Raw genomic sequence first — 11,880 nt, 5'->3', positions numbered from 1 at the left:
AGGACGCGCGATGATGCCCCGGCGGGGCTGCCACACCCTCCGCGCAGGCACCGCGCTAAGTGGATTCGTCCTCGCGCACCTCGTGGAAGGGCAGCATCGTCTCGAAGCCGAATTCGTGTTCCATGCTGGTGCGGACCAGGCCGCCGATGGCGTAGCGGCTGGTGTTGGCGTGCACGTCTATGCCACCAGGCCGCCACTCGGTGCGCAGATGCAGCGTCTCTGCGCGTCGCATGACGATCCGTTCCTCCTGCAGCAGCGCGCGACGATGCTTCTTCATCAACAGGCGCAGCGGTTTCACCGTGGTGATGCCGAAGGCTGCCAGCTCGGGCAGCAACTCGCTGATATCGGCATCGTCGCCATAGTCGTGGCTGCGCGTATGCACGGACAGCACCACCTTGCGGATGACGGCAACCGAGAGCGGAGTCTGGTCCGCGCGTGCACGGGCACGCTGGCGTGCCTTCTTCATGTGTGACTTCACCTGCATGCGATTACCCACGTTCCCCGTACCTCGAAGCAAGCACGCGATGATGGCGTGAAGGCATTCGAGTGCCCCGTCATAACTTGACGTACTAAGTGTTTGTGACGCAATTGGCACATTCGCACATTGCGGGTGTGAAGAGGTAGGGGGTTGTTCGTTGTGTCGCGTTTGGCTCGTTGCGATGGGGCAGTTCCGCCCCGCCGTCCTGCCATGCCGATTCACAACAGAAGGATTCGTGTATGAAGCGACACACGCAACGCACCGCGCCACCGCGCTCCGCGCGCCTGGCCCTCGCCACTGCTTTGGTACTGGGCAGCCTGGCCGTCACCGCCCAGGCCCAACAGGCCGATCCACTGGCGGCAATCCAGTGGCACCTGCTCAACACCGGGCAGACGGTCCCGGCTGACACGCTGCCGGTGGCCGGCAACGATCTGAACGTGGATGGCCTGTTCCGCAACGGCATCCGCGGCCAGGGCGTCACCATCGCCATCGTCGATGACGGCCTGCAGATCGCGCATCCGGACCTGGCGGCCAACGTGGCCGCGGTGGCCGGCAAGAACTTCACCAATGGCTCGAACAACCCCACCCCGACCAACCCGGATGTCGACAACCACGGCACCATGGTCGGCGGCATCGCTGGCGCGGTGGGCGCCAACAACCTGGGCGTGCGCGGTGTGGCCCCGGCGGCGACGTTGAAGGGCTTCAACCCGATTTCGCGCTCGGCCCTGGGCAACCAGCAGAGCAACATCGAGTACGCCTGGTGGGACGGCGCGGAATCGGCCGACGTGCAGGTGTTCAACAACAGCTGGGGCGCCGGCCCGGGCAATCCGAACCTGCCGCTGGCGTACAGCGAAAACACGATTCGTTCGTACGAGCAGGCACTGTCGGGCACGCGCGGTGGCCGCGGCGGCATCTACGTGAAGTCGGCCGGCAACAACTTCAACAATGCCTCCATCAGCCAGACCCAGGATGTCTGCACCACCGACACCAAGAACCGCAACACCGGCTGCGTGCCGGCCGGCCGTGATCCGCGCAACAACCTGTTCAACGTGATCACGGTAGGCGCGGTGCGCGCCGATGGCGTGCGCTCGTCTTACTCCTCCACCGGCTCGGCCTTGTGGGTGTCGGCCTTTGGTGGTGAGTACGGCCTGCAGGCACAGTTTGCGCCCGGCCTGGTGGCGCGCGCCTACGACCCGGCCATCGTCACCACCGACGTGACCGGGTGCGCGCAGGGCAGCAACAAGAACACCAACCGCCAGAACACGCTGGACAGCAACCTGTCGGCCATCGACAGCACCTGCAACTACACCGCCAAGATGAACGGCACGTCCGCGTCGGCACCGATGGTGTCGGGCGTGGCCGCACTGGTGCTGGAAGCCAATCCGAACCTGTCCTATCGCGATGTGAAGTACATCCTGGCCACCACCGCCACCCGCAACCACCCGAACCAGCCGGCGGTGACACTGGCCGACGGGCGCACGCTGGTGCCGGGCTGGACGGTGAATGCTGCCGGCCGTGCCTACAGCAACTGGTATGGCTTCGGCGTAGTCAACGCTGCACGTGCAGTGCAGGTGGCCGAGAACTTCCAGTCGCTCGGTGCGCTGGTCGACAGCGGCTGGCGCAACACCACGCGTACCGTGGCCATCGGCAACACCTCGGCTGCCGCCGCACGCCTGACCTTCCAGTTGGCCAACGGCGCGCGCAACATCGAAAGCGTGCAGCTGGGCTTCCGGGTCAACCACCGCAACACGCGCCAGCTGCAGTTCGTGCTGGTGTCGCCCAGCGGCACCCGCAGCGTGGTGCAACCGGCGTTCACCGCGATCGGTTCGGGCACGGGTGGCGCGCAGAGCAACTTCACCAGCTGGGACCTGCTGTCCAGCAATGCCTTCCTGGATGAAAATGCCAGCGGCACCTGGACGCTGGAAGTGACCGACATGGGGCAGGCCGCGACCGCAGCTTCGCGCGGCAACCTCGAATTCTTCAAGATCCGCGTTCTGGGGCACTGATGATGAAGACCACCATTCTGTTGAGCACGCTCGCCTTCGCGGCGATGACCTCCCCTGCCTGGGCACAGAGCTCGGGGCAGACCCCTCCAGCCAGGACCCTGTCGACCGTGGATGCGCAGGAACTGAAGGCGTCCGCTACCGGCCGCTCGTTCGATGTGGGCGGCACGCGCTTCCAGCTGTCTCCCTCGACCACCGTGAAGCAGGCCAGCGGCGGTCAGTTCACGATCACCCCGCAGGCGGCGGCGACCACCAGTTCGCGTACCAAGCGTTCGCTGGATGGCGCAGCGGCCGCGCCTGCTGATGCCGGTGCCGGCAAGTTCGCGGCGGCGGTCTCCCGCGACGGAGCGCCGGTGGTGGCGACCTCGCGGGTCAAGGTGTTCTTCACCGATGCGGCATCGGCCCAGCGCGCGGCTACGGCCACCGGTGGCACCGTGGTGAAGGTGTCGAAGGCTTCGGGCCAGGCCATCGTGGAGTATCCGTCGGTGAACGCGGCACTGGATGCGACCACCAGGCTGCTGTCCACCGCCGGTATCCGCGCCACCGAGCCGGACGTGGTGCAGTGGGAAGAGACCAAGTAAGGCGTTGAGTGGTGCCCCCGGCCGGCTGGCTCTCCTGGCCGGCCGGGGATTGGTGTGGGGGTGTGCCGACCAACGGTCGGCACCCACCGCGGTGGAGGTGACGTCAGCGCGCGGCGAGTGTGTCGCTGTGCTTGCGACTGCAGCTGGCCAGTGCGTCGTTGCCGGCGGCGGGATGAGCGGGCTCCAGCAGCAGGCGCTGCACGTCGGAAAACAGCTTGTCCACCGGCATGCCATAGGGCGCGAACAGGCGCAGGCGTCCCTGGCGGTCGAACACGTAGCCGCCCGCAATGTGGCTCATCGTGTAGGTATCCGGTACCTGACCGGGTTCCTTTTCGTAGAACGCCTTGAAGTCGCTGGCCATCGCGGCCAGCTGCGCTTCGTTGCCGACCAGCGCGATTGCCTGGGGATCGAACGCTTCCACATAGGTGCGCGCGACCTCCGGCGTGTCGCGGGCCGGGTCAACGCTGACGAACACCACCTGCAGCTGGTCGGCATCCTTGCCCATCAGGTGCTTGACCTGGCTCAGCTCGACCATGGTGGTCGGGCACACGTCCGGGCAACTGGTGAAACCGAAGAACAGATAGGTCACCTGCCCCTGCAGGTCCTTCGGGCCACGCACGGTGCCGTGGCTGTCGGGCATCGACCACTGCTGGCCGAGCTCTTCGCAGGCGATGTCCTTGGAGTAGAAGTCCATGCGCGACTGCGCACTGCAGCCGGCCAGCAGGCCGAGCAGCAGGCCTGCGGCCAGCCGCAGGCCACGTTGGGGGAACGCAATGCCTCTCACGGTTCGCAGGCTCAGTTGATCATCATGTGGTAGTGCATGCTCCAGATGATCCAGACCGACAACGCGACGATGATGAACAGGATCACCAGGGTGAACACGAAGCTGGCCAGGTTCCAGCCACCTTCGGACTTGCGGTCCATGTGCAGGAAATAGACCAGCTGCACCAGGATCTGCGCCACCGCGAAGCCGACCAGCAGGAACAGCGTGAGCGGCCGCGACAGCACCGGGTTCATCACCAGTGCGAACGGCACCACGGTCAGCAGCGCGCACAGCACGAAGCCGATCAGGTAGGACTTGGTGGAGCCGTGCGCATTGCCGGCGCGCGAAGTTTCGACGTGGGCCATGTCAGAAGGCTCCGATCAGATAGACGAAGGTGAAGACGCAGATCCACACCAGGTCCAGGAAGTGCCAGAACAGGCTCAGGCACGACACACGGGTGATGTTGGTCGGGGTCAGGCCACGGCGGTAGACCTGGTGCATGACCACCGCCATCCAGATCAGGCCGCTGGCCACGTGCAGACCGTGGGTGGCGACCAGCGCGAAGAACGCCGACAGGTAGGCACTGGTGCTGGGGCCTGCGCCTTCGTGGATCAGGTGCGAGAACTCGTAGATCTCCATGCCGATGAACGAGGCACCGAGCACGAAGGTCACGCCCAGCCAGCGCAGCACCGCCGAGGTGTCGTGGCGATGCATCGCCAGCACGGCCTGGCCGTAGGTGATGCTGGAGACCAGCAGCAGGAAGGTCTCGGCCATCACGAACGGCAGCGAGAACAGCTCCTTGCCGGTGGGGCCGCCGGCGTAGGCGGTGCTGAGCACCGCGTACGAGGCGAACAGCGAACCGAACAGCACCAGGTCGGACATGAGGTAGACCCACATGCCGAACACCTTCATGCCGCCCTGTTCGTGGCCGTGGTCGTGCTCGTGGTGGTCCTCGTGCGCCTGCGTGTCGCTGGCCAGCTCGGGGCGGGTCAACAGGTTCATGCGCGTACCTCCTTCAGCTTGGCAAGGTTGGCCGCTTCGGTGCGCGCCACCTCTTCGGAACTGACGTAGTAGTCCACGTCCTCGTCGTAGGACCGGACGATCAGGGTGACGATCATCGCGATGAAGCTGGCTGCGGCCATCCACCAGATGTGCCAGACCAGGGCGAAGCACAGCACCAGGATCCAGATATTGAGGATCAGCGGCACGCCGGTGTTCTTCGGCATGTGGATCGGTGCGTACTTCTTCGGCGGCGGCGGCAGGCCGCGCTTCTTCGCTTCGTGGAAGGCGTCCAGCTCATCGGCCTTGGGCACCACGGCGAAGTTGTAGAACGGCGGCGGCGACGGCGTGGCCCATTCCAGCGTGCGTGCGTTCCACGGGTCGCCGGTCAGGTCCAGGTTGCGCTTGCGGTCGCGCACGCTCACGTAGATCTGCACCAGCATCAGGACGATGCCCGCGAACACGAACAGCGCGCCGATGAAGGCGGCGATCAGGTACGGCGTCCACGCCGGGTTGTCGTACTGGTTCATGCGGCGGGTCATGCCCATGAAACCCAGCATGTACAGCGGCATGAAGGCCAGGTAGAAGCCGATCACCCAGCAGGCGAACGACCACTTGCCCAGGCGCTCGTTGAGGGTGAAGCCGAACACCTTCGGGAACCAGTAGGCGAAGCCGGCCAGGTAGCCGAACAGCGCGCCGCCGATGATGGTGTTGTGGAAGTGCGCGACCAGGAACAGGCTGTTGTGCAGCAGGAAGTCGGCGCCCGGGATGGCCAGCAGCACGCCGGTCATGCCACCGATGGTGAAGGTGACCAGGAACGCGATGGTCCACAGCATCGGCACGCTGAATTCGACGCGGCCACCGTACATGGTGAACAGCCAGGTGAAGATCTTCACGCCGGTGGGGATGGCGATGATCATCGTCATGATGCCGAAGAAGGCATTGACGCTGGCACCGGAGCCCATGGTGAAGAAGTGGTGCAGCCAGACGATGAACGACAGGATGCCGATCGCCAGCGTGGCACCGACCATCGACTTGTAGCCGAACAGCTTCTTGCGCGCGAACGTGGCGGTCACTTCGGAGAAGATGCCGAACGCCGGCAGCACCAGGATGTACACCTCCGGATGGCCCCAGGCCCACACCAGGTTCACGTACATCATCGGGTTGCCACCCAATGTGTTGGTGTAGAAGTTGAAGTCCAGGTAGCGGTCCAGGGTGAGCGCACCCAGCGCCACGGTCAGGATCGGGAAGGCGGCGATGATGATCACGCTGGTGACCAGCACGGTCCAGGTGAACACCGGCATCTTCATCAGGGTCATGCCCGGCGCACGCATGCGCAGGATGGTGATGAACAGGTTGACGCCGGTCAGCAATGTGCCGATGCCCGAAGCCTGCAACGCCCAGATGTAGTAGTCGACACCCACGCCTGGACTGAACTCGATGCCCGACAGCGGCGGGTAGGCGACCCAACCGGTCATGGCGAATTCGCCAACGCCCAGCGAGATCATCATCAACGCCGCGCCGACCACGAAGATCCAGAAGCTGAAGGCGTTGAGGAACGGGAACGCCATGTCGCGCGCACCGATCTGCAGCGGCACGATGATGTTCATCAGGCCGACCACGAACGGGGTGGCCACGAAGAAGATCATGATCACGCCGTGCGCGGTGAAGATCTGGTCGTAGTGCTCCGGTGGCAGGAAGCCGTCACTGCCCGGCCCGGCCGCCGCCAGCTGCGCGCGCATCATCAGCGCATCGGCAAAGCCACGCACCAGCATGACCAGCGCCACCACCACGTACATGATGCCGATCTTCTTGTGGTCCACGGTGGTGAACCAGTCACGCCAGAGCGGACCCCACAGCTTGAAGTACGTCACCGCGCCGAGCAGCGCGAGGCCGCCCAGCACCATGGCCGCCAATGTGACCACGACGATCGGCTCGTGCAGTGGCACGGCCTCCCACGTCAATTTACCCAACATGTTCGTTACTCCTGGGAAACCTGGGCACCGCCGGCAGCGCCCGCCGGGGTAGCAGCAGCGGTGTTCTCACCGACGCCGATGAACTGGTCGATGACCTTCTTGAACAGCAGCGGTTCAACACTGGAGAAGTGCTGCACCGGTGCGTTCTTCGACGGCGCGGCCAGCGCCTTGAACTGCGTGAAGCTGAGCGCGTCCGGCGCGTTGCGCACCTCGGCCACCCAGCGATCGAAGTCTTCGTTGCTGCTGGAAGTGGCGATGAACTTCATGTTCGAGAAGCCATGCCCGCTGTAGTTGCCGGACATGCCACGGAACTGGCCGGGCTCGTTGGCGATCAGGTGCAGCTGCGTGCGCATGCCGGCCATCGCGTAGATCTGCCCTCCCAGCTGCGGGATGAAAAAGGTATTCATCGTCGAGTTGGAGGTGATGTTGAACGCCAGCGGGCGGTTGGCCGGGAAGTTGAGCTGGTTGACCGTGGCGATGCCCAGGTCCGGGTACACGAACACCCACTTCCAGTCGGTGGCGATCACGTCCACGTGCAGCGGCTCACCGGCCACGTCCAGCGGCTTGTACGGGTCCAGCTCGTGGGTCGACTTCCACACGATCACCGCCAGCACCGCGATGATGATCAGCGGCACGCCCCAGACCACGATCTCCACCTTGGTGGAGTGCGACCAGTCCGGCGTGTATTTCGCCTTGGTGTTGCCAGCGCGGAAGCGCCAGGCGAATACGAAGGTCAGCACGATGGCCGGTATCACCACGATCAGCATCAGGCCGATGCAGATCAGGATCAGGTCGCGCTGGGCGAGCCCGACCATGCCCTTCGAATCCAGCAGCACCCAGTCACAGCCCGACAGGCCGACGCAGGCCAGGGCGACCAGCGCCAGGCGGATGCGGTTCCAGCAGATATTCATTGGAGGTCAACCCTGTTGAAGAAGCGTGCTTGACCGGCTCGCCTGCGCGCAGCGCCCGGGCGTGGAGCGGCTACACTGTGGGTACGAGGTCGCCTACAAGCAGGCGAACCACTCCAATCAAGCCCATACAAGATACATCATTGTATGGACTTGTGCATCTGCACGTATGGAAAAAACTGATCGATGACGCCACCTGCCGCCGGCCGCCGCCTGAAACACCCCAATCGCACCTGGGTTCGCCCCTTCCGCGAGGGCGCCGGCCCGCTGTACCTGCAGATTGCCCAGCAGGTGCGCGAGGCGGTGGATGACGGCGTGCTGCGCCCGGGCGACCGCCTGCCGCCGCAGCGCGACCTGGCCCAGCAGGTGGGCGTGGACCTGACCACGGTCACCCGCGCCTTCGCCGAGCTGCGCCAGGCCGGCCTGCTCGACGCGCAGGGCGCCGGCGGCACCTTCATCGCGCTGTCGGCCGGCAACCGCAGCACCTCGGTGGACCTGAGCATGAACATCCCGCCGCTGCTGGGCAGCGCGCCGTTCGCACAGGGCATGGAGGCCGGCTTCCAGCACGTGGGCCAGCAGCTGGGCCAGGGCGAACTGATGAGCTATCACGTCGGCGCCGGCACCCGTGAGGACCGCGCCGCCGCGGTGCAGTGGCTGGCGCCAATGCTGGGCACGGTCGGTGCCGACCAGGTGGTGATCTGTCCCGGCGCGCAGACCGCGCTGTGCGCGCTGATCCTGGCCCGCACCCAGCCGGGCGAGCTGATCGCCGCCGAGCAGCTGACCTACCCGGGCCTGCTGGCCGCCGCGCGCGTGCTGCAGCGGGGCGTGGTGCCGGTGGCGATGGACGCCGAGGGCATGCTGCCGGACGCGCTGGAGGAGGCCTGCCAGCTACGCCGCCCGCGCCTGCTGTACCTGGTGCCGACCATCCAGAACCCGACCACGGCAACGATGTCGGCGCAGCGCCGGCAGGCCCTGCTGGCGGTGGCGGAGCGCCACGATCTGACCGTGATCGAAGACGATCCCTACTGGTTGCTGGCCGGTGACGCCGCGCCACCGCTGGCCGCCCACCGCGACGCCGGCTGCCCGGTGTATTACATCTCCACCCTGTCCAAGTGCCTGGCCCCGGGCCTGCGCACCGCCTATCTGGTGGTGCCGGCCGGCGAGCCGATGGAACCGGTGCTGGACGCCCTGCGTGCGATCGCACTGATGCCGACCCAGTCGATGGTGGCGGTGGCGTCGCAGTGGATCCGCAGCGGCCAGGCCCGGGACATGGTGCAGCGCTTCCAGCAGGAACTGCGCGAGCGCCAGGCGATTGCCGCGCAGTTCCTGCCGCCCCGCGCCCAGGCGCATCCGGCCGGCCTGCATGTGTGGCTGCCGCTGCCGCCACGGCTGGACCAGTACCGGTTGATCCAGGCCGCACAGGAACAGGGCCTGGGCATCGCCAGCTCGGATGCCTTCAGCGTGGAAGAGCCGCCGCCGGGCAACGCGATCCGCCTGTCGCTGGGCGGCGCGGTCGACCAGGGCGCGCTGGCCGGGGCGCTGGCCAAGCTGAACGAGATCCTGTCCGAAGCCCCCGAGGCCCGGCACAACGCCATCGTCTGAACCGGGTGCATGGCGCTTCATCCATACAAGATGATATTTTGTATGCAATGTATGGATGAAGGGACGTGCATCGATGCGCGCCGAGAAACTGAAGTTCCACCTGGTGATGGCCGGCTGCGGTGGCTTTGTGGTGTTGATGCTGGCCGCGCTGGCCTGGGTCTGCCTGCAGCCGCAGACCGTGGACGTGCAGGCCGCCGAACGCCACGCCATCGAGCAGTGCGTGCAGCGCAGCGAGGATCCGTCGCGTAGCGAGATCCAGCGCCGCGCGCAGGCCGATTCCTGCCGCGAGATGCGCAAGCAGTACGTGCACAAGTTCGGCCGGGAAGACTCCTGATGGGCGCAGCCGCGCCGCGTCGCCGCTGGCTGCTGCCGACGATGATCGCCCTCGCCTGCCTGTTCATGGCTGGCGTGGCGGCTGCACTGTGGCAGTACTTCGGCTACAGCGCGCAATCCACGTTCACCGAACAGGCCATCGTCTTCGACGACTCGCAACTGCGCCTGCCAGCCGATCTGGCCGGTGATACCGGCCGCATCCGCGTGGTGCATTTCTGGGACCCGGCATGTGCGGTCTGCAACCGCGAGACCGGTGCGCACCTGAGCTACCTGATCAGCATGTACCGCCGCGCCGGCATCGACTTCTATGCGATCCGCCGCCCGGGCACGCAGGGCGAGCTGCCCGAGCCGCTGCGCAACAAGGTGATCAACCTGCCGACCATTGATGGCATCGAACACATCCCGGCCAGCCCCGCCGTAGCCATCTGGGATCGCCAGGGCCACCTCGCCTATGCGGGGCCGTACAGCATCGGCATGGTCTGCAACTCGGCCAACAGCTTTGTCGAACCGCTGCTGGACAGACTGGTGCGCGGCGAAACCGTGCGCCCGAAAGGACTGCTTGCCGTGGGCTGCTACTGCCCCTGGCAGGCCAAGCGCTGAGGACGCGCAATGACATCACTGACGCTGGCCGGTGCGGCCGCCGCAAACAACAACGGCGGTCACCTGTCCGAACCGACCGATGGTTATGGACAGGCTCCCGCCGTTGGAAGCAACGATACGCCCCGACATGCTCCGTACATGCCGCGACCGGATGTCGCAGCGCGCGAATGGGTGCAGGACGTGCTCGCGCACAACGGGCCGATCTACCTGCGCATCGTCAATTCGCTGGAACGCACGGTGCGCCGTGGCGGCCTCGCACCCGGACAGCGCCTGCCCTCGCAGCGCGCGTTGGCGCAGCAGCTCGGCATCGACCTGACCACGGTCACCCGCGCCTTCGATGAAGCACGCAAGCGCGGCCTGATCGAAGCACGCGGGCCACAAGGCAGTTTCATCGCACCGCCCAAGGCCGGCTTCGACCAGGTCGTGGACCTGAGCATGAACGTGCCGCCGGTGCCCGACGCCGATGCGCTGGCCGAGACCCTGCGCCGCGGTGCCGCCGCCGTGCTTGCACGCAGCAACGCGCCCAACCTGATGACCTATCACCTGGGCGGCGGCAACCCGACCGACCGCCACGCAGCGGCGCGTTGGCTGCAACCGATGCTGGGAAAAGTGGACGACGCCTGCCTGCTGCTGACCGAAGGCGCCCAGGTGGCGCTGGCCGCGATCCTGGTCAGCCAGGGCCGCGACGATGATGCGATCCTCTGCGATGCGCTGGTCTATCCGGGCCTGCTGCAGGCCGCCGCTGCACTGGGCCGACGGCTGCTGCCAGTGGACAGCGACGAACACGGCATGTGCCCCGATGCGCTGGCCCGGCTGGCACGCGAAAGCGGCGCGCGGTTGGTCTATCTCAATCCCACCTGCCAGAACCCGACCGCGCTGACCCTGCCGCTGCAGCGGCGCGAAGCGCTGGCACGCGTGCTGGAGCGCGAGGGCCTGCTGGCGATCGAAGACGATCCTTACTGGCACCTCGCCGAGGATGCACCTACACCGCTGGCGGCACTGGCACCGCGTCATGTGTTCTACGTGGCGACGCTGTCGAAGGTGATCAGCCCCGGCCTGCGCACTGCGTTCGTGCAGTGCCCAAGCGCTGCGCACGCCGAGGCGATGACGGCTGCATTGCGGGCGACGCGGCTGATGGGTCATCCGCTGGTCTCGGCGTTGGCCAGCCAGCTGCTGCTGGATGGTTCGGCGCAGTCACTGCTGGCCCAGGTGTGCACCGAGGCACGCGAGCGCATGCGCATGGCGCGCTACCTGCTGGCGCCATCGCTGCTGCAGCGCGCGGAAGGCCTGCATGCCTGGTGCCGGGTGCCGGCGCCGTGGACCGATGCGACGCTGGTGCGTACCGCACAGCTGCAGGGGCTGGCGATTGCGCCATCTTCGGCGTTCTGCCCGCCAGGGGTCTCGCACCAGAGCGGCGTAAGGTTGTCGCTCGGGCTGGCGGCGGACCGCCGACAGCTGGAGAGTGCGCTGCGACGGATTGATCGGTTGTTGTTGTCCGATGCGTTGCCGGCGATCGAGCGGTAGCCCTGGAATGGGATGTGCCGACCAACGGTCGGCACCCACCCGACCGGTAGTGCCGGCCGCTGGCCGGCGGAAGATTCCCCGGCACGGTTGGAATGTGCCAACCAAGGTTGGCA

12 protein-coding genes are annotated in these 11,880 nt (G+C 66.4%); 6 read left to right on the top strand and 6 right to left on the bottom strand.

Annotated elements, in window-relative coordinates; translation table 11 throughout:
• Window positions 1-55: 55 nt before the first annotated feature.
• Window positions 56-466 carry a hypothetical protein gene (locus AC5P60_RS07180; protein WP_242015502.1) on the bottom strand — a complete coding sequence of 137 codons (411 nt, stop codon included), beginning with the start codon at window positions 464-466 and terminating at the stop codon, window positions 56-58.
• Window positions 467-717: 251 nt separating this feature from the next.
• Here AC5P60_RS07180 and AC5P60_RS07175 point away from each other — a divergent pair, with 251 nt between their 5' ends.
• Together AC5P60_RS07175 and AC5P60_RS07170 are read left to right on the top strand one after the other, a co-directional pair.
• Window positions 718-2,484, top strand: coding sequence for a S8 family serine peptidase (locus AC5P60_RS07175; RefSeq protein WP_483693362.1), 1,767 nt, complete (start codon window positions 718-720; stop codon window positions 2,482-2,484).
• Window positions 2,484-3,062, top strand: coding sequence for a hypothetical protein (locus tag AC5P60_RS07170; RefSeq protein ID WP_005414757.1), 579 nt, complete (start codon window positions 2,484-2,486; stop codon window positions 3,060-3,062). The genes AC5P60_RS07175 and AC5P60_RS07170 overlap by 1 nt, the downstream gene beginning before the upstream one ends.
• Window positions 3,063-3,165: 103 nt before the next feature.
• On the opposite strand, the gene AC5P60_RS07165 is transcribed toward AC5P60_RS07170, so the two are convergent.
• From AC5P60_RS07165 to cyoA, 5 genes are read right to left on the bottom strand one after another with little or no spacing between them, the layout of a single operon-like run.
• Complete coding sequence (locus AC5P60_RS07165; protein ID WP_164208110.1) at window positions 3,166-3,846, bottom strand: SCO family protein; 681 nt, start codon at window positions 3,844-3,846, stop codon at window positions 3,166-3,168.
• Window positions 3,847-3,857: 11 nt separating this feature from the next.
• On the bottom strand, window positions 3,858-4,190 hold the full coding sequence (gene cyoD / locus AC5P60_RS07160; RefSeq protein ID WP_005411473.1) for a cytochrome o ubiquinol oxidase subunit IV: 333 nt from the start codon (window positions 4,188-4,190) through the stop codon (window positions 3,858-3,860).
• A gap of 1 nt (window position 4,191) precedes the next feature.
• The gene (cyoC, locus tag AC5P60_RS07155) at window positions 4,192-4,827 is read right to left on the bottom strand and encodes a cytochrome o ubiquinol oxidase subunit III (RefSeq protein WP_005414759.1); all 636 of its coding nucleotides are present in this window, start codon (window positions 4,825-4,827) and stop codon (window positions 4,192-4,194) included.
• Complete coding sequence (cyoB, locus tag AC5P60_RS07150) at window positions 4,824-6,800, bottom strand: cytochrome o ubiquinol oxidase subunit I (RefSeq protein WP_483693363.1); 1,977 nt, start codon at window positions 6,798-6,800, stop codon at window positions 4,824-4,826. Before cyoB ends, cyoC begins: the two co-directional genes overlap by 4 nt.
• A gap of 5 nt (window positions 6,801-6,805) precedes the next feature.
• Window positions 6,806-7,711: a ubiquinol oxidase subunit II gene (cyoA, locus tag AC5P60_RS07145; RefSeq protein WP_005411476.1), complete on the bottom strand. Its 906-nt coding sequence runs from the start codon at window positions 7,709-7,711 to the stop codon at window positions 6,806-6,808.
• Window positions 7,712-7,894: 183 nt separating this feature from the next.
• On the opposite strand from cyoA, the gene AC5P60_RS07140 reads away from it, so the two are divergent.
• From AC5P60_RS07140 to AC5P60_RS07125, 4 genes are read left to right on the top strand one after another with little or no spacing between them, the layout of a single operon-like run.
• Window positions 7,895-9,310, top strand: a complete 1,416-nt coding sequence (locus tag AC5P60_RS07140) for an aminotransferase-like domain-containing protein (protein ID WP_049404417.1) — start codon at window positions 7,895-7,897, stop codon at window positions 9,308-9,310.
• 55 nt (window positions 9,311-9,365) lie between these two features.
• Complete coding sequence (locus AC5P60_RS07135; RefSeq protein ID WP_005414763.1) at window positions 9,366-9,644, top strand: hypothetical protein; 279 nt, start codon at window positions 9,366-9,368, stop codon at window positions 9,642-9,644.
• Window positions 9,644-10,243 carry a DUF6436 domain-containing protein gene (locus AC5P60_RS07130; protein ID WP_032127099.1) on the top strand — a complete coding sequence of 200 codons (600 nt, stop codon included), beginning with the start codon at window positions 9,644-9,646 and terminating at the stop codon, window positions 10,241-10,243. The genes AC5P60_RS07135 and AC5P60_RS07130 overlap by 1 nt, the downstream gene beginning before the upstream one ends.
• A 9-nt stretch (window positions 10,244-10,252) precedes the next feature.
• Window positions 10,253-11,767 (top strand): aminotransferase-like domain-containing protein, encoded by a 1,515-nt coding sequence (locus tag AC5P60_RS07125; RefSeq protein ID WP_049418903.1) that lies wholly within the window; start codon window positions 10,253-10,255, stop codon window positions 11,765-11,767.
• The last annotated feature ends 113 nt before the right edge of the window (window positions 11,768-11,880 follow it).

The sequence above is a fragment of the Stenotrophomonas sp. YJH_SMC_120 genome (genome assembly GCF_059368675.1).
The sequence above is the reverse complement of the archived record's forward strand: the minus strand, read 5'-3'. Positions and strand labels throughout refer to the sequence as shown.